Here is a 25,449-nt window from a genome sequence, read left to right as displayed (position 1 = left end):
CTCAACCCACGCGAAGACTTGGGGTCAGGCCCCGATCATCACCTCGGTCTTCACCGAATTGGCGATAAAGCACTCCTCGTGGGCGGCGTGGTGCAGCGCGGCGAGCTGATCGGCGTCAGGGGGCGCGCCTTCCCAGGTGATCTCCGGCCGCAACCAGACCTTGGTCACCGCCATGCGGCCGGGCGCGATCTCCTCCATGACCCCCTCGGCCTTGTCGGCATAGGCCGTGACCACGAACCCGGCCAGCCGCGCCTTATGCAGGAAGGTCAGCATGTGGCAGTTGGAGAGCGCCGCCACGAACATCTCCTCCGGATCCACGGCCTCCGGCACGGCCCACTTGCCGACCACATGCGGCGAGGCTGAGGCCGGCACGATCAGGCCGCCGTCGAAGCTGATCACGTGGCCGCGGCTGTAGCGGCCCTTGGCGAAATCCTCGCCGTCGCGCAGGGCCCAGGCGATGTCGGCCGTATATTTCGCCATGCTCAGAAGGCCTCGACCGGCAGGGCCATCATCAGCTCCGAGCCGCTGGTCAGCTTGGCCAGGTGGCCCGTTGTGTCGGGCAGGATGCGCTGCATGTAGTAGCGGCCGATGGTGAGCTTGGTCGCATAGAAGGGGTCGGTGTCGCCGGCGGCGATCTTGGCCTGGCAGGTCTTGGCGATCAGGCACCACATGTAGGCCAGAGCCGTCAGGCCGAAGAGGTGCATGTAGTCGGTCGAGGCCGCGCCGGCGTTGTCCGGATTGGCCAGGCCGTTCTGCATCAGCCACATGGTGCCCTCCTGCAGCTTGGCCTTGGCGTCGGCCAGGCCCTCGGTGAAGGGCTTCAGCGCCGCGTCGTCCTGGTTCGCCGCCACGAAGGCGTCGAGTTCGCCGAAGAAGCCCATGACTGCGCGGCCGCCATTGGCCGCCAGCTTGCGCCCGACCAGGTCGAGCGCCTGGACCCCGTTGGTGCCTTCATAGATCAGGGCGATGCGGACATCGCGCATGTACTGGCTGGCCGGGAAGTGCTCGGTGAAGCCCGAGCCGCCATGGATCTGAAGGGCGTCGGAGCAGACCTTCAGACCCTTGTCGGTCAGGAAGCCCTTCACCACCGGGGTCATCAGGGCCATGTAGTCATTGCCCTTCTGGCGCACAGCCTCGTCAGGGCTGGCGTGGGCCAGGTCGCCCTGCAGGCGGTCCAGAACAGGAAGGCGCGCCCGGCCTCGATGACGGCGCGTGAGTCCATCAGCATGCGGCGCACATCGGGGTGGACGATGATCGGGTCGGCGGGGCCGTCGGGGTTCTTCGGGCCGGTCAGGGAGCGGCCCTGCAGGCGCTCCTTGGCGAAGGTCGCGGCGGCCTGATAGGCGGCCTCGGCCTGGGCGATCCCTTGCAGGCCCACCCCGATGCGGGCCTCGTTCATCATCACGAACATCAGGGCCAGGCCCCGGTTCTCCTCGCCGACCAGCCAGCCGGTCGACTCCTCGTGGCGGATCACGCAGGTGGCGTTGCCGTGGATGCCCATCTTCTCTTCCAGGCCGTCGCAGAACACGCTGTTGCGCGCGCCCGGCTTGCCCTCGGCGTCGGGGATGAACTTCGGCACGATGAACAGGCTGATGCCGCGCACGCCCTCCGGCGCGCCCTCGATCCGGGCCAGCACCAGGTGGACGATGTTCTCGGCCATGTCGTGCTCGCCGCCGGAGATCCAGATCTTGGTTCCGGAAATCCTGTAGGTCCCGTCGGCCTGGGGGACCGCCTTGGTCCGCAAGAGGCCGAGGTCGGTGCCGCAGTGGGGCTCGGTCAGGTTCATGGTCCCGCCCCAGTTCCCGGAGACGAGATGGGGCAGGTACAGGGCCTTCTGCTCGGGCGAGCCGCCGTTCAGGATCGCCGAATAGGCGCCGTGGGTCAGGCCCGGATACATGGAAAAGGCCATGTTCGCCGAGGAGCTCATCTCGGAGAAGGACAGGTTCACCACATGGGGCAAGCCCTGGCCGCCATAGGCCGTGTCAGCGCCCAGCGCCGGCCAGCCGCCGGCGACCAGCTGGGCGTAGGCCTCCTTGAAGCCCTTGGGCGTGGTGACCGTGTGGTCGGGGTTCCAGGTGCAGCCCTGCTTGTCGCCCACGGCGTTCAGGGGGGCGAGCACCTCGGAGGTGAAGCGCCCGGCCTCCTGGATGATCTGGTCGACCACATCGATGGCCGCGTCCTCGAACCCCGGCAGGTCCGCGTACTTCTCGATCTCCAGCACATCGCGCAGGAGGAAGGCGTGGTCGCGAACGGGGGGTTGGTAGGTCATCTGCGGTCCGGGCTCCTGAGAGCGTGACAACCGAGAAGTGGCCGCCGGGTTCGGCGACCGTCACGCTCTAGGCTGTCGATTTAGAGCCTTTTTGGCCGCAGCGGAATCGCCGCGTCCAAAAAGGGCTCCAAAGCCGGACGGGTCTTAGCGGGCGTGCTCGAGATCGCCGAGCCGGGCGCGCAGGACCTGATCGTAGTCGGCCGCCTGGGGCAGCAGGTCGGGGCGGGTGGTGGCCAGGTGCTTTTCCAGGCGCTCGCTGGCCCGGACCAGTTCCTCGATGGCGTTGTCGATGTCGCGGCGCTGGGCTTCCAGGGCCACGATGCGCTCGCGGAACTTGGTCAGCGACTTGGCGTTCTGGGCGGCGCAATTGTCGCCGACCTCATAGAGATCAAGGATTTCGCCGATCTCGGCCAGGGCGAGGCCGACCCGCTTGCCGTTGAGGATCAGCTGCAGCCGGGCCCGGTCCTTGTAGGAATAGACGCGGTTCATGCCGTCGCGGGCCGGGGTCAGCAGGCCCTTGTCCTCATAGAAGCGCAGCGCCCGAGGCGTGCACTTAAATTCCTGGCAGAGCTGGCGGATGGTGAAGGTGCGCGCCGGTCGGCGCAGTTCCATGGGCATGGTCGTCCTCCCTTGTTGGACCGTCGTTGTTGGTTGACCAACGCGTAAGGCAGGTTTCCGCGCACGTCAATATGATCGACGATCACTTACCGCTGCGAGAGGCGATCACGGATGCGTGATCGCCTCCGCGGGGAGTCAGGCGGCCACGAAGTCTCCGGCCAGGGCGCGCTCGATCAGGGCGATGGTGCGCTCCAGGCCGAAGATCGCCGCGAAGGAGCCGAAGCGCGGACCCTGGCTCTGGCCGAGCAGCACCTCATAGAGGGCGGTGAACCACAGCCGCAGAGGCTCGAAGCCGGCGACCTTGCCAGCCTCGAACACCTCGTTCTGGATCGCCTCGGCGTCGGCCCCGGCCGGCAGGGCCTTGAACCGGGCGATCAGGTCCTGCATCGCCGCCCGCTCGCGATCATCGGGGAGGCGGAAGGTCTTCGAGGGCTTCACGAAGTCCTCGTAGTAGTTGATCGCGTAGTCGGACAGACGGTCCAGCAGGGGCTGGGTCTCGGCGCTCGCATCGGGGATATAGCGGCTGATAAAGCCCCACAGGATGTCCTTGGTCGAGGCGTCGGCGGCCGAGACCAGGTTCAGCAGTAGGGAGAACGACACCGGCGAGCCCTTGTCCGGCGGGGTCCCGCGGTGGACATGCCAGGCGGGGTTGTCCAGCGCCGGCGCATTGGTCTCGGCCCGCAGGCGGTTGAAGGCGTCCAGCTGCTGCAGATATTCGTCCGTCGCCTTGGGGATGACGTCGAAATAGAGCCGCTTCGCCGACTTCGGCGACTGGTACATGTAATAGGCTAGGCTCTCGGGCGCGCCGTAGCGCAGCCACTCCTCCATGGTCAGGCCGTTGCCCTTGGACTTGGAGATCTTCTGGTTGTTCTCGTCCATGAACAGCTCGAAGTGGAAGGCTTGGGGCGGAACCCCGCCCAGCACCTTGGTGAGCTTGTCCGAGACGCGGACGGAATCGATCAGGTCCTTGCCCGAGGCCTCGAAGTCGACCTCCAGGGCCGTCCAGCGCGCCGCCCAGTCGGGCCGCCACTGCAGCTTCACATGGCCGCCCGTCACCGGAACCTCGGTCAGGGTCCCGTCCTCGTCGGCGAAGACAATGGTCCCGCGGTCGAGATGGCGTTCCAGGGTCGGGACCTGCAGCACGCGGCCGGTCTTGGGACTGATCGGCAGGAAGGGCGAATAGGTCGCGCGGCGTTCCTCGCCCAGGGTGGGCAGCATGATCGCCTGGATGGCGTCGAACCGCTCCAGGAACCGCATCAGCACGCCGTCAAACCGACCGGAGCTGTAGCAGTCGGTCGAGGACATGAAGTCATAGTCGAAGCCGAAGCCGTCGAGGAAGGCGCGCAGACGGGCGTTGTTGTGGTGGGCGAAGCTCTCATATTCGCCGAACGGGTCGCGGACCCGGCTGACCGGCTTGTCGCGATCCTCCTCCAGCATCTCGCGGTTGGGGACGTTGTCCGGGATCTTCCGCAGGCCGTCCATGTCGTCGGAGAAGACGATCAGCTTGGTCGGGATCTGGTCCTCGGTGAGCGCGCGGAAGGCGTTGCGCACCATGGTCGGGCGCGCCGCCTCGCCGAAGGTGCCCATGTGCGGCAGGCCCGACGCGCCGAAGCCGCACTGGAACACGACCGGTTTGTTCAGGGCCGCGAAGGTCTTGACCGCATCGGCGGCCTTGCCGGCGGCGATCAGGGTCGCGGCGGCGTCGCGCTCGGCGTCGGACAGACGCAGGCGCAGGATCCGATCCAGCAGGAGGCGGGCCTGTTCGAAGGGCCAGCTCTTGGCGTCACGGGCTTGATGGGAGAGACCTTGCAGGGACATGGTCCGCGCGTTACCGCCGTAAGCGCCCGGCCTCAAGAACCATTTCCGCGCGGACGTTCGAAGAAGCGTCACGGAAATGCAGCATAGGACCGGTCAATCTCTGGGGGACGTCCAATGAAATCCGGTTTCAAGTTCGCTGCGCTCGGCGTCGTTCTCGCCCTCGGCGCCTGTTCCAAGCCGGCTGAAAAGCCCGCGCCCAAGACCGAAATCCTGTTCTCGATCGTCTCCACCGAGAACGCCCAATCCCAGGCCGCCCAGTGGGGGCCCTTCCTGGCCGACATGGAAAAGGCCACCGGCATGAAGGTGAAGCCCTTCTTCGGGGCCAATTATTCCGCCGCGGTCGAGGCCATGCGCTTCAAGCAGACCGACATGGGCTGGTTCACCAACCAGTCGGGCCTGGAGGCCGTGCGCCGCTCGGGCGGCGAGGTCTTCGCTCGCACCTCCAAGCCGGACAACAAGCCCGACGGCTACCAGTCGGTGATCATCGTGCCCAAGGACAGCAAGCTCACCCTCGAGGGCCTGCTCAAGTGCGACAAGAGCCTGAACTTCGGCATCGGCGACGCCAAGTCGACCTCGGGCACCCTGGCCCCCATGACCTATCTGTTCGCCCCGCGCGGCATTGATCCGGTCGACTGCTTCAAGACCGTGCGGTCGGCCAATCACGAGGCCAATCTGTTCTCGATCGGCTCCGGCGTGCTCGACGCGGCGACCAACAACACCCAGTCGATCGAGCGCCTGGCCGCCAAGTCCGACCCCATGGCCCAGAAGATCGTGAACAACATCAAGATCATCTGGACCTCGCCGACCATTCCGGAAGACCCGATGATCTGGCGCGCCGACCTCGACCCGGCCCTGAAGGCCAAGATCTCGAAATTCATGTTCACCTACGGGACCGGGACCGGCCCCGAGGCGGACCGCCAGCGCTCCGTGCTCAAGGTCATCCAGACCGGGCCGTTCAAGCCGGCCAATGCGACCCACCTGCTGCCCGTCCGCGAGATGGAAGCGACCGAGCTCTTGATCGAGGCGAAGAACAAGAAGGACGCCCCGGCCATCGCCGCCGCCCAGAAGATGCTCGACGACGTCCACGCCGAGCAGAAGAAACTGACCCCGGCGGGTTAGTCGCCGCTGAGCAGGAAGTGGCCGCGCAGGGCGGCGATCGGCGAGTCCTTCGCCTCCTGCCAGGCCTCGACCGTCACATTGGCGATGCGCCGGCCGACCTTGCGCAGGTCGCGCGGGCGTAGGTGGTCATGGACCGGCCGGGCCGCAGATATTCGATGGTGACGTCGATGGTCTTGTGGACCTTGGGAGTCTCCTGGACCACCGACAGCTGGGCCAGCGCCGTCATCTCCATGAAGGCGCCGATCACCCCGCCGTGCAGGGCCGGCAGAAAGGTGTTGCCGATCAGGTGGGGGGCGAAGGGCAGGATGGCGGTCATCTCGTCCCCGGCCAGCTCGGCGGTCATGCCGAGAAAGCGGATATAGGGCACCGACTGCAGGAAGGTCTTCAGCTGTTCGGCAGGCGTGCTCACGTCGGCGCTCCGGGCAGGGGCGCGGGGCCGTTGAGGATGAAGGCGGCCTGGGCCGTGGCGATCGGGTCTGTGGGGTCCTCGTCCCAGGCCTGAGCGCGGACGAAGGCGATCGAGCGGGTCAGCTTGTAGCAGTGGGCCTCGGCGATGATCCCCATGCGCGGGGCGGCCGGGCGCATATAGTCGATGCGCAGGTCGAGGGTGGCGGTGGAGAAGGCCTCGCGCTTGCCCGCCGTGATCGCCAGGCCGCAGCAGTGGTCCAGCAGGGCGGTGACCACGCCCGAGGCGATGACCCCCGTGGCCGGATCGCCGACCAGCTCCTCGCGCCAGGGGGTGCGGATCGCGCCGCGATTGTCGCCGATGGAGACCAGTTCGAACCCCAGCGCGGCGGCGTGCGGCACGGCGGTCGCCATGTGGGCGGCGGCTTTAAGGGCGTCTTCCGGAGAGATCATGTCCCCCGGTTTGATCCAGGGGACCGGTGTGGTCAATCTTTACGGAAGGTCAGGCGAGGCCGCCGGCGAAGGCGATCATGGCCAGAGCCACCATCGGCAGGGCGGCCATCAGCAGGGAGGCGAGGCCGCCCAGGCGGCTGGCGTTGAAGTTGGGGGACACATGAAACAGGTTGGACATTGGCGTGTTCTTTCAGCTTGCTTGCGACAGGCGGGGAGGCCCGTTCGTCTTGGCGCGGGGTATAGGTCCGCACGCGTCAGAACACCCGTTAAGTCTTGGTCATGACCTTGAATTCACAATCTAAATTTCCCGTAAGGTCGGGGCGGTGATCCGCCCGGAGGCTCTGCTGCGCCCGACACCGGCCGGGCTCTATTGTCCGCCGGGCGACTTCTATATCGACCCCGTCCGCCCCGTGGACCGCGCGGTGATCACCCATGGCCACGCCGATCACGCCCGCGCGGGCCACGGCACGGTGCTGGCCACGCCCCAGACCCTGGCGATCATGGCCGAGCGCTACGGCGCCGATTTCACCGGCGTCGAACAGGCCGGCGCCTATGGCGAGGCGGTCGTGCGCGACGGCGTGGAGGTGACCCTTGTCCCGGCCGGCCACGTGCTGGGCTCGGCCCAGGCGGTGGTGCGCTGGCAGGGCCTGACCTGCGTGGTCTCCGGCGACTACAAGCGCCGCCGCGATCCGACCTGCCCGGGCTTCGAGCCGGTCCCCTGCGATGTCTTCATCACCGAGGCGACCTTCGGCCTGCCGGTCTTCCGCCATCCCCCGGCCGAGCAGGAGATCGCCCGCCTGCTGCGCTCGGTCGCCCAGTTTCCGGACCGCACCCACCTGGTCGGCGCCTATGCGCTCGGCAAGGCGCAAAGGGTGATCGCCCTGCTGCGCGAGGCGGGCTGGGACCGCCCCATCTTCGTCCATGGCGCCCTGGAGCGGCTGAACCGGCTCTATGAGGCCCACGGCGTGGCTTTGGGACCGCTCGCCCCGGCCACCTCCACGACCAAGGGCGATTTCGCCAGCGAGATCGTCATCGCTCCGCCCTCGGCCCTGCAGGATCGCTGGTCGCGGCGCTTCGCCGATCCGGTGACCGCCTTCGCTTCCGGCTGGATGCGGGTCCGGGCCCGGCCCGCCAGAGGGGCTGCGAGCTGCCGCTGATCCTCTCCGACCACGCCGACTGGGACGAGCTGACCGCCACGGTGGACGAGCTGCGCCCCGGGGAACTGTGGATCACCCACGGGCGGGAGGAGGCGCTCACCCGCTGGTCCCAGCTGCACGGGGTCGAGGCCCGGGCGCTCGCCCTGGTCGGCTATGAGGACGAGGACGCCGAATGAGGGCCTTCGCCGATCTCCTCGACCGCCTGTCGCTCACGGCGTCGCGCAACACCAAGCTCGCCCTGATGGTCGGCTATTTGGCCGAGACCCCCGATCCCGACCGGGGCTGGGCGCTCGCGGCCCTGACCGGCGAGCTCAGCTTCGACGCCGCCAAGCCGGCCTTCATCCGCAAGGCCGCCGAGGCGCGGATGGATCCCCAGCTGTTCCGCTGGTCCTACGACTATGTGGGCGATCTGGCCGAGACCGTGGCCCTGGTCTGGGAGGCCAAACCCGGCGCCAACCGCGAGCCGCAGCTCTCCGAAGTCATCGACGCCCTGACCTCCGCCAGCCGCAGCGAGGTCCAGAGGCTGATCGAGACCTGGCTCGACGCCCTCGACCCCACCGCCCGCTGGGCCCTGCTCAAGCTGATGACCGGAGGGCTTCGGGTCGGGGTCTCCGCGCGGCTGGCCAAGCAGGCGCTCGCCCAGCTGGGCGGGGTCGAGGTCGCCGAGATCGAGGAGGTCTGGCACGGCCTGAGCGCGCCCTATGGGGACCTGTTCGCCTGGCTGGAGGGGCGATCCGATCGGCCCTCGGCCGTCTCGCCGGGCCGGTTCCGGCCGGTGATGCTGGCCCAGGCCATAGACGAGGCCGTCGATTTCCCGCGCCTGGACCCGGCCGCCTATGTGGCAGAGTGGAAGTGGGACGGCATCCGCATCCAGGCGGTGAACGAGGGCGGGGTGCGCCGGCTCTATTCGCGCACCGGCGACGACATCTCGAAAACCTTCCCCGACATGGTCGAGGCCCTGGATTTCGAGGGCGTGATCGACGGCGAGCTGCTGGTGGTCCGCGACGGGGCGCTGGCCAGCTTCGGCGACCTGCAGCAGCGGCTGAACCGCAAGACCGTCGACGCCAAGCTGATCCAGACCTATCCGGCCGCCATCCGCGCCTATGACCTGCTGGCCGAGGGGGCGGAGGATCTGCGTCACCTGCCGTTCCTGGAGCGCCGTGAACGGCTGGAGGCCCTGGTGGCGCGGCTGGGGTCCGGGCGCATCGACCTCTCGCCCCTGCAGCCCTTCGAGACCTGGGAAGGTCTGGCGGACCTGAGGTCGGATCCGCCGGAGGGCGACGCCCAGCTGGCCGAGGGCGTGATGCTGAAGCGGGCGGATTCAATCTATGAGGCCGGCCGGCCCAAGGGGCCCTGGTTCAAGTGGAAGCGCGACCCGCACCTGATCGACGCGGTGCTGATGTACGCCCAGCGCGGCCACGGCAAGCGCTCCAGCTTCTATTCCGACTACACCTTCGGGGTCTGGACGACGGACGCGCTGGGCCAGCGCAGCCTGACCCCGGTCGGCAAGGCCTATTTCGGCTTCACCGACGAGGAGCTGAAGCAGATCGACAAGTTCGTCCGCGACAATACGGTCGAGCGCTTCGGCCCGGTGCGCTCGGTCCGCGCCGAGCCGCATTTCGGCCTGGTGCTGGAGGTCGCCTTCGAGGGACTGCAGCGCTCGACCCGCCACAAGTCCGGGGTGGCCATGCGCTTTCCCCGCGTCCACCGCCTGCGCTGGGACAAGTCCCCCGGCGAGGCGGACGAGCTGACCACCCTGCAGCGTATGCTCGACTAGCCCCCGGGCTGGGCCTCATAGAACCGCGGCCGGCGGGTGAAATGATAGGCCGCCGTCTCCAGGCCCTCTATGGCGATGGCGATCGCATGATAGTCGCGGCCGAACGGCTTGCACTGGCGCTGCATCACCCGCAGCTGGTCGACATAGGGGCGCAGGGCCTCGAAGGCCCGCACAGGGTCGCCGAGGGTCGCATAGGTCTGCCGCGCCATGTCTCTTGTCCTTGAAGGGATCGGAACAAAAGCAGAACTTCAGACTCGGCGCGACTCCGTAGGGGGTGTTTTTCGGGCGAGGCGCAACCAGGCGTCGGGCGGCTTAACCCTTGGCCCGCTTCGCCGCGGCGATCGCCAGCTCGGTGTCATGGACCAATTCGTCGACCAGCTCGGCCACGCTGATCTGGCGGATCTTCGGCGGGATCAGGCCCTGCTCGGCCAGGGTCACGATCCCGTGCAGCGAGGTCCAGAACTTGAGCGCGAAACGGCGCCGGGTCAGGTCGGGCAGGTCCGGATCGACGGCCGCAAGGGTCAGGTCGAAATTGGCGTCGGCCGCGGCGTAGAGGGCGTCGTCGGCGCTGGCCCGCTGCACCAGCCGCGATCCGTACATCAGGGCGTAGAGCCCGGGATGGTCGAGGCCGTAGGCGAGATAGGCGTGCGCCAGGGGCCCCAGCCTGGGCCGGGCGCCGACCGCGGCCCGCAGGACCTCGCCCGTGGTCCGGAAGGCCTGGGTCGCCACCGCCGCCAGCAGGGCGTTGCGGTCGGGGAAGTGCCGGTAGGGCGCGGCCTGGGATACGCCGAGCCGCCGGGCGAGCGCGCTCAGGCTCACCGCCTCATGTCCCCTGGCCTCGACCTCGGCCGTGGCCGCCGCGATCAGGGCCTCGCGCAGATCGCCATGATGATAGGCGGCCTTCCGGGGCGCCTGCGCCGTCTCGCTCATCTCAAAGTCCGCTTGACCCCGGCGGACGCGCCGTAGGATGTAATAGCCTACAACATTGCCGCGGGAGATCCCAGCCCGCGCGTGAGATCCGGGAGGTCCCATGAGCCGCATCTTCGGCGCCGTCCGCCAGAACGGCTATGTGGTCCGCGACATCCGCGCGGCCATGGACCATTGGGTCAATGTCGTGGGCGTCGGCCCCTGGTTCTTCGTCGAGGAAGTGAAGACCGACTATTTCCGCCATCGCGGAGCAACCTCCGACATGCGCATGAGCGTGGCTCTGGCCAATTCCGGCGACCTGCAGATCGAGCTGATCCAGCCGCTCAATGACGCGCCCTCTCTCTACAAGGAGTTCCTCGACGCCGGGCGCGAGGGGCTGCAGCACCTGGCCTATTGGACGGAGGACTTCCAGGGCCTCTATGACCGGGCCCTGTCCCTGGGCTACCGAGCCGGCCACGAAGGCCAGATCGGCGGCGAGCAGGGCCGCTTCGCCTATTTCGACACCGAGGGGCCCCATCCGGGCGCGGTGGTCGAGATCTCCGACATCAGCGGCTCCAAGGGCCGGTTCTTCGACCACATCCGCCGCGCCGCCCAGGACTGGGACGGCGCCGATCCCATCCGCACCGTCCGCTGACCTCCGAGAGACCCTCATGACCGACCTCGCCGAACGCCGCCTGAAGACTGTCCGCGACCACATGGCGCTGGAATGCGTCTGCGACTGGGACGCGGTGATCGCCACCTTCGAACACCCCCGCTACGAGATGTACGGCACGGGCCAGGTGTTCGACGGGGAGGAGCAGGTGCGCGGCTATTTCGCCGCCTCCCGCACGCCCTTCCCGGATCAGGCCAATGAGATCATCGCCCTCGCCCACGACGGCGACTCCGTGCTGGTCGAGTTCTTCCTGACCGGCACCCACCTGGGCCCGCTGCGGCTCAAGGACCGGGTGGTCGAGCCCACCGGCAAGAGCTTCAAGGTGCGCATGGCCGCGAGCTTCGAGTTTCCGCCCGGCGGCGACCGGATCATCTGCGAGCGGCCGTTCTACGACGCGACCGCCGTCACCAAGGCCCTGGGGATCGTCTGATCCGCGTCCCTGAAGGTCGGGCTTAGGCGGGCGTCAGTTCGCCGGACAGGAAGGCCATGAGGTCGCCGCCCTCGAACTTCAGGCCGCGCACGCCGGCCCGCTCGCCCGCCTCCATGTCGCCGGGCTTGTCGCCCACCATGATCGAGCGGGCGACGTCCACCGGCCAGTCGGCCATGGCCTTGAGCAGCATGCCGGGGTTGGGCTTGCGGTCCGGCGGATCGGGATGGCGATAGGTCTCGTCGGCGGCTTCCGGGTGGTGCGGACAATAATAATAGGCGTCGATCCTGCCGCCGATCTCGGCAAGCGACCGGCTCATCTGGTCGTGCAGGGCCACGACGTCGGCCTCGGTGTAATAGCCGCGCCCGACCCCGGACTGGTTGGTCACCACGAACACCCACCAGCCGGCGGCGTTGAAGGCGGCGACCGCCTCCCGCGCGCCGGGGATCCAGCGGAAATCCTCCCAGCGGTGCACATAGCCGGGGTCTTCATTGAGCACCCCGTCGCGGTCGAGGAACAGGGCGGGGCGGGGGGCGAGAGGCATAGAGGCTGCTCGGAAATCGGGCGAGGGAGAGACGGGCACATATAGCGCGGCGCAGGCGGCGTCGGCATCCTTTCGCAGATCGGCGCGGCAGGTCTATGGTCTGTCTCCCGTCGCCCAAGGTTTCGAGGCCCGTTTGGATCAGTCCGCCCCCGTTCTCGCCCTCGACGACCTGAAAGTGGACTTCGACACCCATGACGGGGCGGTGCGCGCGGTGCGCGGCGTCTCCCTGACCGTGGCCCGCGGCGAGACCCTGGGCGTGGTGGGCGAAAGCGGCTCGGGCAAGAGCCAGACCTTCATGGCGGTCATGGGCCTGCTCGCCCGCAACGGCCGCGCCACGGGCTCGGCCAGGTTCCGCGGCCAGGAGCTGCTGGGCCTGAAGCCGGCCGAGCTCAACCGCATCCGCGGGTCGAAGATGACCATGATCTTCCAGGACCCGCTGACGGCGCTGACCCCGCATGTGCGGATCGGCGAACAGATCGCCGAGCCCCTGCGCCTGCATCTGGGCCTGTCCGACCGCGACGCCCGCGCCCAGGCGTTGGAATGGCTGCAGCGGGTGCGCATCCCAGACGCCGCCGACCGCATGGGCGCCTATCCGCACGAGCTCTCGGGCGGCATGCGCCAGAGGGTGATGATCGCCCAGGCCATGTCCTGCCGCCCCGAACTGCTGATCGCCGACGAGCCGACCACCGCGCTGGACGTCACGGTCCAGGCGGAGATCCTCGACCTGATGGCCGAGCTCGCCCGCGACACCGGGACCGCCATGGTGCTGATCACCCACGACATGGGGGTCATCGCCCGCCTGGCCGACCGGGTCTGCGTGATGAAGGACGGCGCATATGTCGAGGAGGGCTCGGCCGAGACCCTCTTCTCGGCGCCCAGGACCGACTACACCCGCGCCCTGCTGGCCGCGATCCCCCGGCTCGACCGCACCGACCGCGGCGGCCGGCCGGTGCTCCTGCCTGTCGCGCCCAAGGCGCCGGTGGTGGTCGAGGGCCAGGACATCAAGGTCTGGTTCCCGGTGGGCCAGGGGCTGTTCGCCAAGCCGAAATCCCTGCGCGCCGTCGACGGCGTCAGCTTCCAGGTGCGCGAGGGCGAGACCCTGGGCGTGGTCGGGGAGTCGGGCTGCGGCAAGTCCACCCTGTCGCGGGCGGTGCTGAACCTCCTGCCCGCCACCGCGGGCGCCGTGACCCTGATGGGCGCCGACATCACCCACGCCGAGCGCGAGACCTTGCGCGCCGCGCGCCGCGACCTGCAGATCGTGTTCCAGGATCCCCTGGCCAGCCTCGACCCCCGCGCCGCGATCGGCGAGTCCATCGCCGAGCCCCTGGTGGTCTTCCGCCCCGACCTCAGCCGCCGCCTGCGCGAGGCCGAGGTGGTGGCGATGATGCAGAAGGTCGGGCTCGATCCGGCCCTGATCAACCGCTATCCGCACGAACTGTCCGGCGGCCAGAACCAGCGGGTCGGCATCGCCCGGGCGATGATCCTGCGGCCCAAGCTGGTGATCTGCGACGAGGCGGTCTCGGCGCTCGACGTCTCGATCCGCGCCCAGATCATCGACCTCCTGATCGCCCTGCAGCGGGAGATGGGGCTGGCGATGATCTTCATCAGCCACGACCTGGCGGTGGTCCGCGAGATCAGCCACCGGGTCATGGTGCTCTATCTGGGCCGGGTGATGGAGGAGGCCGACCGCGACCGGCTCTATGCCGATCCCCGCCATCCCTACACCCGCGCCCTCTTGTCGGCCGCCCCGATCCCCGACCCCGCCGTCGAGCGCCGTCGCCAGCGCCTGAAGCTGTCGGGCGAACCGCCCAGCCCGATGGACCCCAAGGCCGCCCTGCGATTCCTGCCCTCCCGCCGGGCGGAGGACCCACCCTATTCGCCCAAGCTGCAGGAGGTGGCACCGGGCCACTGGGTCAGCGAGTTCGACGCCGACGCGGCCTGATCCCGCCTCAACCCCCCGGAAAGGACTGCCGGCGTACAAAGCCCGCCAGTCTCGTGTCCGGAAGCGCCCCCGTGGAAATCGAAGTCATCCGTCCCCAGGATCTCTCCGCCGCCCGGCTGGCCCGCTGGGCGGAGCTGCAGGCCTCGGACATCGCGCTCGACAGCCCTTTCCTGTCGCCCAACTGGGCCCGCGCCGTGGAGCGCGCCCAGGGGGATTCCAGCCGCCCGATCCGCATCGCCGTGATGCGCCAGGACGACCGCGACGTCGGCTATTTCGCCGCCCGCACCGGCACGGTCACCGCCATGCCTGCGGGCGCGCCCATGTGCGACTATCAGGGCCTGGTCGCGGAATCCGACCTCGACCTCGACCCGCGCGAGCTGGTCACGGCGCTCGGGGTCCAGCGCTTCGATTTCTGCCACATGCTGGACGAGGATCCGGTCTTCGCCCCCTTCGCCCGCGGCCATGTCACCAGCCATGTGGTCGACGTCACCGGCGGCTATGAGGCCTATGCGGCCGAGCGCCGCGAGGCCGGGACCTCGGTGCTCAAGGACAGCGACAAGAAACGCCGCAAGGTCGAGCGCGAGATCGGCCCGGTCCGCTTCACCGCCTTCTCCCGCTCGCGGGCCGACCTCGACACCCTGATCGACTGGAAGCGCGCCCAGCTGGCCGCCACCGGCCAGACCGACATCTTCGCCGCCCACTGGACCATGCGCCTGCTGCGCGACCTGTTCGCCAGCCGCGATCCCGATTTCGGCGCCGTGCTGTTCACCCTGCATTTCGGCGAGCAGCTGGCCGCCGTGCATCTGCACCTGCGCGGCCGCCGCACCATCCATGGCTGGCTGATCGCCCACGACCCGGCCTTCGAGCGCTACTCCCCCGGCATTCTGCTGTTCCAGGACATCCTGCGCTGGATGGACCACACGCCCTATTCGCGCCTCGACCTCGGTCCCGGCGACTACCGGTTCAAGCGCGAGTTGGCCAATCGCGGCCAGGGCGTCGGCTTCGGCTTCGTGGGGCGTCCCTCCCCCTCGACCCTGATCCGCAGCGCCGCCTATGGGGTGCGCGCCGCGGCCGAGGCCTTGCCCCTGGGCCGGGTGTCCGAACTGCCCGGCAAGGCCATGCGGCGCCTCGATGTGATCCGCGGCCTGAGGTAGACGGCGCGTCTTGCCGGACGCCCCTTCCGGGTTATTCTCCCGGTATGATTGCGCCCAAGGCTCCCCTCATCGTCATCGATCTGCAGACCGGCATGTTCGACGGCGTTGTCGAACCTCCCATCCATGACGCTGACGGTCTCGTCGCGCGAACCCGGGCCGCCATCGCCTGGGCCCGCGGCACGGGGCGCAAGGTCGCCTTCGTCCGCCATGACGCCCCGCCCGGCGATCCGCTCGCCCGCGGCGCCTCGGGCTGGCCGGTCTGGCCGGCCCTGGGCCAGGACGCGGCCGAGCCGACCTTCGGAAAGCGGGTCGGCGACGCCTTCAGCGATCCCGATTTCACCCGCTGGGTGGCCGACCAGGGCGCCGGCGAGGTGGTGCTGCTGGGCGCCCAGACCGATCACTGCGTCACCGCCACGGTCGCCGGCGCCCTGGCCAAGGGCCTGAAGGTCACGGTGGTGGCCGACGCCCACTCGACCTGGGACTGGAACGGCGAGACCGCCGACCAGATCATCGCCCGCTGCAACGCCGCCTTCGCCGAAGCGGGCGCGCGACTAGTGACGACATCGGACCTGGCGTGAACGCTCCGCGCCGTCTGGCGGTCTTGATCTTCGCCCTGGCGCTTGGGGCCTGCAGCCCGCAAAAGGCCGAACCCCTGAAGGCCAAGGCGCCGGCGGGGCCGCCGCCGGCCTTGGCCTGGGCCTATCCGGACGCGCCGGAGGCGCCCTTGCCCGACTATCCGCCGGGTCCGCAGCATCTTCCGGGGATCGACCGCGTGGTCTCGTCGGCCGAGCTGAACGATCCCGCCCATCCGGTCGACTGGACGCCTGACCGGCATCCCGCGCCGCCCGCCGTGGTCGGCCATCGCCGGCCAGGCGGTCCTGCGCCCTGCGCGGAGTGCCACTTCTATAACGGCGTAGGCTTCGTGGGCGCGGCGGACCTTGCCGGCCTGCCCGCCGGCTACATCACCCAGCAGCTCGCCGAATTCCGCTCCGGCCGGCGGGTCTCCTCCCAGCGTGCGAACCGCCCCGACACCGAGGAGATGATCGCTGTCGCCAAGGGCCTCACCGAGGCCGAGGCCGCCCAGGCCGCCGCCTATTACGCCAGCCTGCCGCGCCGGCCCTTCGTCCGGGTGGTCGAGACCGACGTCGCCCCCGCCGCGCGCGCCAACCACTGGGGCTGGCAGGAACTGATCCCCGACGCCCCGCCCCAACCGCTGAACGGCGGGGTGGTCGAGGTGGCGGAGGACTGGCCGCGGATGCTGCTGCGGGACCCGCGGACCGGGGTCGTGGCCTATGTTCCGCGCGGCGCGATCGCCCGTGGCGAGGCCCTGGTGCGAACTGGCGGCCCGGCTGCCCAGCCCTGCGCAAGCTGCCACGGCGCCGACCTCAAAGGGCGCGAGGGCGTCCCACCGCTAGCTGGCCGCTCGCCGGCCTATCTGGTCCGCATGCTCTGGGACATCAAGTCCGGCGCCCGCTCCGGGCCCGCGGTCGCCCAGATGCTGGTTCCGGTTTCGGATCTCACGCCCGCCCAGATCATCGACATCGCCGCCTATCTGGGCTCACGGACGCCGTGACGCCGCCGCGGGCTTGACATTCATAACGTGTCAGTTATTTCTGACATATGAAAGATGCGTCACCGCCTCTGACCGCCGGGGATGTGCTGCTGGCCAGGCTGGCGGCGCTCGCCAGTCCGCACCGCCTGCGGATCATCGCGGCGCTCAGCGCGGGCGGACGCAACTATGTCAGCCAGCTCGCCCGCGAGATCGGCATCAGCCGCCCCCTGCTGCACCTGCACCTGCAGAAGCTGGAGGAGGCGGGGCTGGTCACCAGCCAGCTGGAGCTCGGCGCCGACGGCAAGGCGCTCAACTATTTCGAGGTCGCGCCCTTCGCGCTCGACCTGACCCCCGCCGCCATCACCGCCGCGGCCGCGACGCTGACCGCAAAATCCGAGACCTGATAGGAACGCCCATGTCCGCCCCCGTCTTCTTCACCACCATAAGCCTCATCCTCGGAACCGTGATCCTGGTATTCGGCATGAGGGCCTATGCCTCGATCCAGCAGGCCAAGGCCCGGTCGGGCGCGGAAGAGGCCTATCGGCAGATCGCCGAGAAGGCGATCGCCGCCCAGTCGGAGACGGCCGCCGCCCTGGCCGGCCTGAAGACCGCGCTCGCCGATGTCCCCGCCCGCCTGGCGGCGGTCGAGAAGATCCTCAAGCAGGTGGAGTAGGGCGCGACCCAGGCCCATTGCTCCCAACGCCTTGCGCCATTAGAGGTGGCCGCCTCCGCACCTGCCCCGGCTCCAAGTTCTCATGACCCTTTCCCTCGACGACGTCCGCGCAGCCGCTGACCGGCTGAAGGGGCATATTGAACGCACGCCCCTGCGGCACAGCCGGACGCTCTCGGAAATCACCGGCGCGGAAGTGTGGGTGAAGTTCGAGAACCTGCAGTTCACCGCGGCCTATAAGGAGCGCGGGGCGCTCAACACCCTGCTGCAGCTGGGGGACAATGTCGCCAAGCGCGGGGTGATCGCGGCCTCGGCCGGCAATCACAGCCAGGGCCTGGCCTATCACGCCGCCCGGTTGGGCATCCCCGTCACCATCGTCATGCCGCGCAACACCCCCTTCGTGAAGGTGCAGCAGACCCGGGCGCACGGCGCCAATGTGGTGCTGGAGGGCGACAATTACGACGAGGCCTCGGCCGTCGCCTACCGGCTGTGCCAGGAGCGCGACCTCAATTTCGTCCACCCGTTCAACGACCTGCAGGTCATGGCCGGCCAGGGCACCGTGGCGCTTGAGATGCTGGAGGACCAGCCCGACCTCGAGGTCCTGCCGATCCCGATCGGCGGCGGCGGCCTGATCGCCGGCTGCGCCACCGTGGCCAAGTCGATCAACGCCAATATCCAGGTGGTGGGCGTCGAACCGGCCATGTACCCGTCCTTCACCGCCAAGATGCGCGGCGTGAACGGCACGCCGGGCGCCGGCGGGGCGACCATCGCCGAGGGCATCGCGGTCAAGACCGTGGGCGAGCTTTCCTATTCCATCGCCCGGCCGCTGATCGACGAGGTGCTGCTGATCGAGGAGCCGCACTTCGAGCGCGCGGTGGCCCTCTACTGCAATGTCGAGAAGACGGTGGTCGAGGGCGCGGGCGCGGCCTCGCTGGCGGCCCTGCTGGCCTATCCCAGCCACTTCGCCGGCAAGAAGTGCGGCCTGATCATCACCGGCGGCAATATCGACACCCGCCTCCTGGCCTCGGTCCTGACCCGCGAACTGATCCGCGACCAGCGTCTGGTCTCGATCCGCATCATCGGCGACGACCGCCCGGGCCTGCTCGCCAATGTCTCGGCGATCATCGGCAATATGGGCGCGAACATCATCGAGGTGGCGCACAACCGCCTGTCCCTCGACGTGCCGGCCAAGGGCGCGGAGTTCGACGTCACCATGGAGACCCGCGACGCCCAGCACACCCAGGAGATCATGGATGCGCTGCGCCACGCCGGCTATCCTCCCCGCACCATCTAGGACCTGAACATGAAGCGCCTATTCGTCCTTCTGGCCTGCGCCCTGGCGCTCGCCGGTTGCGGCACGGACAAGAAGCTGGCCGCGGCCAACATGACCGCCGCCAAGGCTTTTTTGGCTGAGAACGCCAAGGACCCGGCGGTCCATGTCCTGCCCGACGGCCTGCAGTTCAAGGTGATCAAGTCCGGGCCCGAGGACGGCCTGCGTCCAGCCAAGCAGGACGAGGTCAAGGTCCATTATGAGGGCAAGCTGCTGGGCCCGCCCGGCAAGCCCTTCGCCGGCAAGGTGTTCGATTCATCCTATGACCGGGGCGTCCCGGCCTCCTTCCCGCTCAATGGTCTGATCCCCGCCTGGATCGAGGCCCTGCAGCTGATGCGGCCGGGCGACCAGTGGATCCTCTTTGTCCCGCCGGAACTGGGCTATGGCGAGGAAGGGGCGGGCAATGGCGACATTCCCCCCAACAGCGTGCTGATCTTCAAGATCGAACTGCTGGGCGTCCTGCCGGGCGTCGGGCGGATCGGCAACGGCTGACGCCGCCCATGACCCCGCCCGGCTTCGCCCTGTTCGACACGGCGATCGGCCTCTGCGGGGTCGTCTGGAACCCGGTCGGCCTGATCGGAACCCTGCTGCCGGAGGGCGACGGGGACGCCGCCCGCGCCCGCATCGCCCGGCGCTGGCCGGCGGCCGTCGCGGCGGCGCCCTCGCCGGAGGCCGCCTTCGCCATTTCGGCCATCACCGCCCTGATGGTCGACGGCCGCACCGATCTGACCGGCGTGACCCTGGACATGGGCGGGCTCTCCGACTTCCTGATCCGGGTCTATGCCGCCGCCCGCGCGGTGCCGCCTGGACAGACCCGCACCTATGGCGAGATCGCCGCGGCGGCCGGCGCGCCGCGGGAGGCCCGAGCGGTCGGCCAGGCCATGGGCCGCAACCCCTGGCCCATCGTCGTGCCCTGCCATCGGGTCATGGGCGCCGGCGGCAAGCTGGTCGGCTTCTCCGCGCCAGGCGGCACAGACACCAAGCTGAAACTGCTCTCGATCGAACAGGCCAGGCTGAGCAATGCGCCCGGCCTGTTCGATGATCTCGGCGGGCTGCCGATCGGCGTACGGCCGGGGACCTAGCCCGGACCCGCTGGGTTCATCACCGTCAGGATGAAATTGGCCGTGCCATAGCCGGTCTTCGGAGCCGGAACCCGGACCTCGAACATCAGCTGGGACGATCCATTGACCGTGCCGGAATAGCTGGTCGCGCCGCCGCCATTGGACTGCGGGACCCAGTCGGCGGCGAGGCCGCGGACGGCGGCCTGGACCAGGGCGACCTGGGCCGGAGTGATGTCCTCCACCGCCAGACGACAGATCTGGCGGGTGGGGTCGCTCATCAGAATGATCTGACCCTGGGCGGCGTTGACGGCGGCCGAGAAGCGCTCCGCCGGCTTGATGTCCTTGAAGGCCGCAAGATCCGGCGCGTAGCCGGAATCGGCCAGCACCACGCCCGCGGCGTCCAGGCTGGGGGACGGCGGGTTGAAGGGCAGGTTCCCCAGGGCGTTGGCCGCGCAGGCCTTGACCGCGGTGACGGCGGCCTGATCGACCGGCGCGGCCCCGGCGGTCTGGGCGCTGGCGGTTCCGCCAAGCGCGCAAAGGGCCGTGGCGACGAGGGCGGCGAGCGATGATTTCATGGGAGTTCCTCCAGGGTGGCATGGGACCCGCTGCCGGGTCCTGCTGGCAACAGCACGACTCCCCGCATCGGGGCCGCGGACCCACAATGAGGCCGATTGCCCAGGGCGCCCGTTATTAAGAAAGCGGAATGGCCGTTTACGAAGATTAACGCCAATTCCACCTAGAAGGGTGGCGTACCGCGCCATTCGTTAATCTGAATCAAATCTAAACGCCTAAAATTAACTCTCGTTACAGTATAAATCTCAAAGTGGACTTCGCAGCAGAACTTTTCTCCTCCGATTCACCGGGCGATAATCAAGCGGTGCTATCCGTTGCGACAGGCAAAACGCCTGCGGCCGCCGAAATGACGGCCGGACACCTGAGAAAAGGACCGATTGATGCCGAATAGCGTCAACACCAATGTCGGGGCGATGGTCGCCCTGCAAAACCTGAATTCCACCCAGGCCGATCTGATGCAGGTTCAAAACCGCATCAACACCGGCAAGAAGGTGGCCTCGGCGAAGGACAACGGCGCCATCTGGGCTATCGCTCAGAACCAGCGCTCGACCTCCGGCTCGCTGAACGCGGTGAAGGACTCCGTCCAGCGCAGCCAATCGACCGTCGATGTCGCCATCGCCGGCGGTGAAGCCGTGTCGGACCTGCTGCTGCAGATGAAGGAAAAGGCCCTGGCCGCTTCCGACTCCAGCCTCGACTCGTCCTCGCGCACCGCGCTGAACGAAGACTTCAAGGCCCTGCGCGACCAGATCGGCAAGGCCGTGACCAACGCCACCTTCAACGGCGTGAACATGATCAAGTCCGGCGGCACCACCATCGCCGCCCTGGCCGACGCGGACGGCACTTCCAAGCTGACCGTCGCGGCTCAGGACCTCTCCCTCGGCGGCGGCAACGTCACTGTGGCGGCGACTGACTCGATCGGAACCCAGACCACGGCGGCGAACATGATCGCCACCGTCGCCACCTCGATCAGCAACGTCTCGACGGCGCTGTCGAAGCTCGGCACGGGCTCCAAGTCGCTGGCCTCGCACCTGACCTTCGTGGGCAAGCTGCAGGACTCCATCGACGCCGGTGTCGGCAACCTCGTCGACGCCGACCTGGCCAAGGAAAGCGCCCGCCTCACCTCGCTGCAGACCAAGCAGCAGCTGGGCGTCCAGGCGTTGTCCATCGCCAACAGCTCGTCCTCGGGCCTGCTGTCGCTCTTCCGTTAATCGCCCGAAAAGACGGCGAAAGCCCTCACCGGGCTTAGAAAACCTTGGCGCCTCCCGACCTTCGGTCGGGGGGCCGTTTTGTATTTGCGCGCTTTCGGTTTTCATTCCGCCGGGGAACACGTGGCCTGATGCCGCGACAGAGCGCCAAGGGCGCCGGTCGTTCCCGGGAGGCGGACATGGCGGCGGACTACGATCTCCTCATCATCGGCGGCGGCGTCGCCGGCTCGGCGCTCGCTCGGGTCATGGCCCAGGCCGGCGCACGGGTCCTGGTGCTGGAGGCCTCCGAGGTCTTCGAGGACCGGGTGCGCGGCGAATGGATCGCCCCCTGGGGCGTCAAGGAGGTGGTCCGGGTCGGGCTCTATGACCTGCTGATGGGGGCTGGCGGCCACCATGTCGAAACCCACGTCACCTATGACGAGAGCCGGTCGCCCGAGGCCTCCGAGGCCGAAACCCTGCCGCTTTCGATCTTCGCCGAGGGCATAGCCGGACCCCTCTGCCTGGGGCATCCGCGTCACTGCCAGACCCTGATGGACGCCGCCCGCGAGGCGGGCGCGCGCGTGATCCGCGGCGCCCAGGTGACCGAGATCGGGGCGGGCGCCCAGCCCTTCGCCGCCTGGACCGACGCCGAGGGCGAGCACCGCGCCACCGCCCGCCTGCTGGTCGGCGCCGACGGCCGCGCCTCCTTCGTGCGGGAAAGCCTCGGGATTCCGCCGCACCAGGATCCGCCGCACCACATGTTCGCCGGCCTGCTGGTCGAGGGCGCGGACGGCTGGGACCCGACCCGTCAGGCGATCGGCGCGGAAGGCGAGTTCGGCTTCCTGGCCTTTCCGCAAGGCGACGGCCGGGTGCGGCTCTATGGCAGCTACGCCCTCGATCAGCGTCGGCGCTTCGCCGGCGCCGAGGGGCCGGCCAATTTCCTGGCCGCCTTCCGCGCCCGCTGCGCGCCGGCCAATCGCATCCTGGCCGAGGCCCGCCCCGCCGGACCGCTGCTGAGCTATTTCAACAACGACGCCTGGACCGACCAGCCCTTCGTCGAGGGCGCGGTGCTGGTCGGCGACGCCGCCGGCTGGAACGACCCGATCATCGGCCAGGGGCTGTCGATCTCCTATCGCGACGTCCGTCTGGTCAGCGAGATCCTCAAGGCCTCCGACGACTGGTCGGCCGCGGCGCTGGCCCCCTATGGCGAGGAGCGGGCCGAGCGGCTGCGGCGGCTCAGGTTCTCGGCCGCGCTCACCGCCGCCCTCGACGCCGAGTTCGGGCCCGCGGCCGCGGAGCGCCGGCGCCGCCACCATGAGCGGTCGAGCGCGGACGCCTCGCTGAAAGCGCACGCCATCGCGGTCATGGCCGGCCCCGAGGTCTTGCCGCCCGACGTCTTCACGCCCGAGCACGGGCCCGGGTTCTGGAGCTCTGACCATGGATATCGCCGACTACAACGCCCGCTGGCTGGCCGCCTGGAGCGCCAAGGACGTCGAGGCCCTGCTGGGCTTCTACGCGCCGGACTGCCGCTATGCAGACCAGCAGGTTCCGCACGGCCTCGAGGGCCACGCGGCCTTGCGCGCCTATCTCACCGGCCTGTTCGGCGCGACCCCGCCGATGCGCTACGATCCCGACGAGGTCTGGCCGGTCCCGGGCGGCTTCTGCGGCCGCTGGTACTGCGTGATCGGCGAGGACGCCAAGGCGGCGCCGGCCCTGCGCGGCTTCGACCTGGTGATCCTTAAGGGCGACCGCATCGTGCTCAACGAGGTCTATGTCCACACCCTGGCGGCCACCGCCTGACCCCCAGATTGGGTCGGGACTCGGAACCATTCGCCGGCTCGACGCTTCAAGCCGTCGGAGGTCGCCGTGCCAGACGCTGAAACCAAGTCCGTTCTGATCGTCGAGGATGAGATCCTGGTCGCCCTGGACATGGAGGCCGTGGCCCTCGATCTCGGCCTGGAATGTGTCGGCATCGCCGCCGACAAGCCGAGCGCCCTCGACCTGGCGGCCAAGGGGGCGGACATCGCGCTTGTCGACATCAATCTGCGTGACGGTGAGACGGGGATCGAGATCGGCCAGAGGCTGGCCCGCGAGCACGGGATCACGGTGGTGTTCATGACCGCCAATCCCTCGCTGCTCGGCGACGGCGTCGCAGGGGCGATCGGCGTGCTGCCCAAGCCCTGCTCCAGCCGCGACAGCGCCAGCGTGCTGCGCTATGCGATCCAGCGCCGCGAGGGACGGGTTCCGCCCCTGCCGGCGCCCCAGGCCCTGCGCCTGTTCGGCTAGGACCCGATCCGCGGCGTCGCGCGGGTGAAGGCGTCGATCGGGGCCTCGACCACCACCTCAAGTCCCTCGGGCGCCCAGCGCCTTTGCAGACGGCCGCCGAGCTGACCCTCGACGCTGATCTGCGACAGGGTGGTGCCGAAGCCTGGCGGGCCGGGGTCGGGCGGGACGGGCGGGCCGCCGCGCTCGGTCCAGGTCAGGACATAGGTCTGATCGGTCTTCCGACCGGTGATCTCCACCCGACCGTGCTCCGTCGACAGGGCGCCGTACTTGGCGGCATTGGTCGCCAGCTCGTGGAACACCAGGGCCAGCGGCGTCGCGGCCCGGTCGTCCACCGCCAGATCGTCGCCGGTCATGACGAACCGGCCGGGGTGTCCCTGGGCGTAGGGGGCGAACAGCTCGTCCAGCAGGGTGAAGGCCGTGGTGTCGACATGCTCGGCGCGGGAGCGCTCGCTGTGCGGCCGGACGAAGTCGTGGGCCCGGCCGAGCGCCGCCACCCGTTCCCGCAGCGCGTCGGCGAATTGGCGGTGCGCCGGCTCGCGGCGACCCGAGAGGGAGATCAGGCCGGAGATCACCGAGAAGATGTTCTTGATGCGGTGGCTCAGCTCATGGCTGATCAGCTCGCGCTCCTGGGCGGTCCGCTTGGCGGCGTCGATGTCGGTGCAGGTGCCGAACCAGCGCTGGATCCGCCCCTCGGCGTCGCGGATCGGCAGGGCCCGGCCGAGCGTCCAGCGATATTCGCCGCTGTGATGGCGCAGCCGGTATTCGATCTCATAGGGCTCGCCGGTCGCCAGGCAGTGGCGCCACTTGGCCCAGGCGCGGTCCTGATCCTCGGGATGGAACATGCCGTTCCAGCCTTCCCCGTCGGTCGAGCCGGCGGGCGCGCCGGTGAACTCGTACCAGCGCGCATTGTAATAGTCGTGGAAGCCGTCTGGCTGGGTGGACCAGACCATCTGGGGCATGGAGTCGGCGATGGCGCGGAACCGGGCCTCGCTGTCGCTCAGGGCGCGGGCCTGGGTGCGGATGGCCAGCTGGGCCTTCACCTGGCGCGCCAGGGCCTCCAGGGTCTGGCGCTGCTCGGAGCTCAGCCCCTCGGGCCTGGGCGCATAGTCGAGCACGCAGACCGTGCCGAGCGGCAGGCCCTCCGGCGAATCCACCCGGGCCCCGGCGTAGAACCGCAGATTGGGGTCGCCGGTCACCAGGGGATTGGCGTCGAAGCGGGTGTCACGGGTCAGGTCGTGGACCACGGTCAGGCCGTCGGTCAGCAGGGCCTTGGCGCAGATCGAGACATTGAGCGGCGTCTCCCGCGCGCCCAGTCCCACCTCGGCCTTGAACCATTGGCGGGTGTCGGCGACGAAGTTCACCACCGCGATCGGGGCGTGGCACACCAGGCTGGCGATGCGGACGATATCGTCGAAGGCGGGCTCGGTCGGGGTGTCGAGAATGCCGGTCGCGGCGAGCGCGGCCAGACGCTCGGTCTCGTCCCAACCCGTCACCGCCACACCTTCCGCGACCATGATCCCGCGCTCCTTAG

Annotated in this window: 26 protein-coding genes and 4 pseudogenes; 18 read left to right on the top strand and 12 right to left on the bottom strand. The window is 69.0% G+C overall.

From position 1 onward, the window contains the following. Positions 1–24: 24 nt before the first annotated feature. The 4 genes and pseudogenes from MQH10_RS21385 to MQH10_RS21370 all read right to left on the bottom strand — a co-directional run bounded on the left by MQH10_RS21385 (position 25) and on the right by MQH10_RS21370 (position 4,705). A complete protein-coding gene (locus MQH10_RS21385; RefSeq protein WP_242566006.1) occupies positions 25–480 on the bottom strand; it encodes an OsmC family protein in 456 nt (151 codons plus the stop codon). A 2-nt stretch (positions 481–482) separates the two neighbouring features. Next, positions 483–2,269, bottom strand: a pseudogene (locus tag MQH10_RS21380) (acyl-CoA dehydrogenase C-terminal domain-containing protein). A 144-nt stretch (positions 2,270–2,413) separates the two neighbouring features. After that, complete coding sequence (locus tag MQH10_RS21375; protein WP_242566005.1) at positions 2,414–2,887, bottom strand: MerR family transcriptional regulator; 474 nt, start codon at positions 2,885–2,887, stop codon at positions 2,414–2,416. Positions 2,888–3,022: 135 nt separating this feature from the next. Then, positions 3,023–4,705: a lysine--tRNA ligase gene (locus MQH10_RS21370; RefSeq protein WP_242566004.1), complete on the bottom strand. Its 1,683-nt coding sequence runs from the start codon at positions 4,703–4,705 to the stop codon at positions 3,023–3,025. A 114-nt stretch (positions 4,706–4,819) separates the two neighbouring features. On the opposite strand from MQH10_RS21370, the gene phnD reads away from it, so the two are divergent. Further along, entirely contained in the window at positions 4,820–5,824 is a 1,005-nt protein-coding gene (phnD, locus tag MQH10_RS21365; RefSeq protein WP_242566003.1) for a phosphate/phosphite/phosphonate ABC transporter substrate-binding protein, read from the top strand. Here the strand turns inward: phnD and MQH10_RS21360 are convergent. The 3 genes and pseudogenes from MQH10_RS21360 to MQH10_RS26565 all read right to left on the bottom strand — a co-directional run bounded on the left by MQH10_RS21360 (position 5,821) and on the right by MQH10_RS26565 (position 6,860). Beyond that, positions 5,821–6,167: pseudogene (locus MQH10_RS21360) on the bottom strand (PaaI family thioesterase). The gene phnD and the pseudogene MQH10_RS21360 overlap by 4 nt on opposite strands. 62 nt (positions 6,168–6,229) lie before the next feature. Further along, positions 6,230–6,682 carry a PaaI family thioesterase gene (locus tag MQH10_RS21355; protein WP_242566002.1) on the bottom strand — a complete coding sequence of 151 codons (453 nt, stop codon included), beginning with the start codon at positions 6,680–6,682 and terminating at the stop codon, positions 6,230–6,232. A 49-nt stretch (positions 6,683–6,731) separates the two neighbouring features. Continuing rightward, positions 6,732–6,860, bottom strand: coding sequence for a hypothetical protein (locus MQH10_RS26565; protein ID WP_272887073.1), 129 nt, complete (start codon positions 6,858–6,860; stop codon positions 6,732–6,734). A gap of 145 nt (positions 6,861–7,005) precedes the next feature. On the opposite strand from MQH10_RS26565, the pseudogene MQH10_RS21350 reads away from it, so the two are divergent. Continuing rightward, a pseudogene (locus MQH10_RS21350) lies at positions 7,006–8,015 on the top strand (ligase-associated DNA damage response exonuclease). Further along, the gene (locus tag MQH10_RS21345; protein ID WP_242566001.1) at positions 8,012–9,616 is read left to right on the top strand and encodes a cisplatin damage response ATP-dependent DNA ligase; all 1,605 of its coding nucleotides are present in this window, start codon (positions 8,012–8,014) and stop codon (positions 9,614–9,616) included. The pseudogene MQH10_RS21350 and the gene MQH10_RS21345 overlap by 4 nt, the downstream one beginning before the upstream one ends. Here the strand turns inward: MQH10_RS21345 and MQH10_RS21340 are convergent. Beyond that, a complete protein-coding gene (locus MQH10_RS21340) occupies positions 9,613–9,825 on the bottom strand; it encodes a hypothetical protein (protein WP_242566000.1) in 213 nt (70 codons plus the stop codon). The two genes, MQH10_RS21345 and MQH10_RS21340, sit on opposite strands and share 4 nt — an antisense overlap. A gap of 103 nt (positions 9,826–9,928) precedes the next feature. Beyond that, positions 9,929–10,546 (bottom strand): TetR/AcrR family transcriptional regulator, encoded by a 618-nt coding sequence (locus MQH10_RS21335; protein ID WP_242565999.1) that lies wholly within the window; start codon positions 10,544–10,546, stop codon positions 9,929–9,931. A 100-nt stretch (positions 10,547–10,646) separates the two neighbouring features. On the opposite strand from MQH10_RS21335, the gene MQH10_RS21330 reads away from it, so the two are divergent. Further along, positions 10,647–11,177 (top strand): VOC family protein, encoded by a 531-nt coding sequence (locus MQH10_RS21330; RefSeq protein ID WP_242565998.1) that lies wholly within the window; start codon positions 10,647–10,649, stop codon positions 11,175–11,177. Between the two features lie 16 nt (positions 11,178–11,193). Further along, positions 11,194–11,625 (top strand): ester cyclase, encoded by a 432-nt coding sequence (locus tag MQH10_RS21325; protein ID WP_242565997.1) that lies wholly within the window; start codon positions 11,194–11,196, stop codon positions 11,623–11,625. A gap of 22 nt (positions 11,626–11,647) precedes the next feature. Here MQH10_RS21325 and MQH10_RS21320 read toward each other — a convergent pair whose 3' ends face one another. Then, positions 11,648–12,166: a D-glycero-alpha-D-manno-heptose-1,7-bisphosphate 7-phosphatase gene (locus MQH10_RS21320; RefSeq protein WP_242565996.1), complete on the bottom strand. Its 519-nt coding sequence runs from the start codon at positions 12,164–12,166 to the stop codon at positions 11,648–11,650. Positions 12,167–12,299: 133 nt separating this feature from the next. On the opposite strand from MQH10_RS21320, the gene MQH10_RS21315 reads away from it, so the two are divergent. From MQH10_RS21315 to MQH10_RS21275, 9 genes are all read left to right on the top strand, one after another. Beyond that, positions 12,300–14,108 (top strand): ABC transporter ATP-binding protein, encoded by a 1,809-nt coding sequence (locus tag MQH10_RS21315; RefSeq protein WP_242565995.1) that lies wholly within the window; start codon positions 12,300–12,302, stop codon positions 14,106–14,108. Between the two features lie 71 nt (positions 14,109–14,179). Further along, positions 14,180–15,262 carry a GNAT family N-acetyltransferase gene (locus tag MQH10_RS21310; RefSeq protein ID WP_242565994.1) on the top strand — a complete coding sequence of 361 codons (1,083 nt, stop codon included), beginning with the start codon at positions 14,180–14,182 and terminating at the stop codon, positions 15,260–15,262. Between the two features lie 44 nt (positions 15,263–15,306). Further along, positions 15,307–15,840, top strand: a complete 534-nt coding sequence (locus tag MQH10_RS21305) for an isochorismatase family protein (protein WP_242565993.1) — start codon at positions 15,307–15,309, stop codon at positions 15,838–15,840. Beyond that, a complete protein-coding gene (locus MQH10_RS21300; protein WP_242565992.1) occupies positions 15,837–16,835 on the top strand; it encodes a c-type cytochrome in 999 nt (332 codons plus the stop codon). The genes MQH10_RS21305 and MQH10_RS21300 overlap by 4 nt, the downstream gene beginning before the upstream one ends. Positions 16,836–16,882: 47 nt before the next feature. After that, on the top strand, positions 16,883–17,218 hold the full coding sequence (locus tag MQH10_RS21295) for an ArsR/SmtB family transcription factor (protein WP_242565991.1): 336 nt from the start codon (positions 16,883–16,885) through the stop codon (positions 17,216–17,218). Between the two features lie 11 nt (positions 17,219–17,229). Next, positions 17,230–17,487 carry a hypothetical protein gene (locus MQH10_RS21290; protein ID WP_242565990.1) on the top strand — a complete coding sequence of 86 codons (258 nt, stop codon included), beginning with the start codon at positions 17,230–17,232 and terminating at the stop codon, positions 17,485–17,487. A gap of 82 nt (positions 17,488–17,569) precedes the next feature. Then, positions 17,570–18,778, top strand: a complete 1,209-nt coding sequence (locus MQH10_RS21285; protein WP_242565989.1) for a threonine ammonia-lyase — start codon at positions 17,570–17,572, stop codon at positions 18,776–18,778. A gap of 9 nt (positions 18,779–18,787) precedes the next feature. After that, entirely contained in the window at positions 18,788–19,306 is a 519-nt protein-coding gene (locus tag MQH10_RS21280) for an FKBP-type peptidyl-prolyl cis-trans isomerase (protein ID WP_242565988.1), read from the top strand. 8 nt (positions 19,307–19,314) lie between these two features. Further along, complete coding sequence (locus tag MQH10_RS21275; RefSeq protein WP_242565987.1) at positions 19,315–19,896, top strand: methylated-DNA--[protein]-cysteine S-methyltransferase; 582 nt, start codon at positions 19,315–19,317, stop codon at positions 19,894–19,896. Here the strand turns inward: MQH10_RS21275 and MQH10_RS21270 are convergent. Further along, complete coding sequence (locus tag MQH10_RS21270; RefSeq protein ID WP_242565986.1) at positions 19,893–20,450, bottom strand: hypothetical protein; 558 nt, start codon at positions 20,448–20,450, stop codon at positions 19,893–19,895. The two genes, MQH10_RS21275 and MQH10_RS21270, sit on opposite strands and share 4 nt — an antisense overlap. A gap of 378 nt (positions 20,451–20,828) precedes the next feature. On the opposite strand from MQH10_RS21270, the gene MQH10_RS21265 reads away from it, so the two are divergent. The 4 genes and pseudogenes from MQH10_RS21265 to MQH10_RS21250 all read left to right on the top strand — a co-directional run bounded on the left by MQH10_RS21265 (position 20,829) and on the right by MQH10_RS21250 (position 23,918). Further along, positions 20,829–21,656: a flagellin gene (locus MQH10_RS21265; protein WP_242565985.1), complete on the top strand. Its 828-nt coding sequence runs from the start codon at positions 20,829–20,831 to the stop codon at positions 21,654–21,656. 128 nt (positions 21,657–21,784) lie between these two features. Continuing rightward, positions 21,785–22,855 (top strand): annotated as a pseudogene (locus MQH10_RS21260) (FAD-dependent oxidoreductase); the annotation flags it as partial. A gap of 214 nt (positions 22,856–23,069) precedes the next feature. After that, entirely contained in the window at positions 23,070–23,432 is a 363-nt protein-coding gene (locus tag MQH10_RS21255; protein ID WP_242565984.1) for a nuclear transport factor 2 family protein, read from the top strand. 66 nt (positions 23,433–23,498) lie between these two features. Next, complete coding sequence (locus MQH10_RS21250) at positions 23,499–23,918, top strand: response regulator (protein WP_242565983.1); 420 nt, start codon at positions 23,499–23,501, stop codon at positions 23,916–23,918. On the opposite strand, the gene MQH10_RS21245 is transcribed toward MQH10_RS21250, so the two are convergent. Beyond that, a complete protein-coding gene (locus MQH10_RS21245; protein WP_242565982.1) occupies positions 23,915–25,432 on the bottom strand; it encodes a sensor histidine kinase in 1,518 nt (505 codons plus the stop codon). The genes MQH10_RS21250 and MQH10_RS21245 overlap by 4 nt on opposite strands. Positions 25,433–25,449 lie beyond the last annotated feature (17 nt).

The organism is Phenylobacterium aquaticum (assembly GCF_022695515.1).
Taxonomy (GTDB): Bacteria; Pseudomonadota; Alphaproteobacteria; order Caulobacterales; family Caulobacteraceae; genus Phenylobacterium; species Phenylobacterium aquaticum.
The sequence above is the reverse complement of the archived record's forward strand: the minus strand, read 5'-3'. Positions and strand labels throughout refer to the sequence as shown.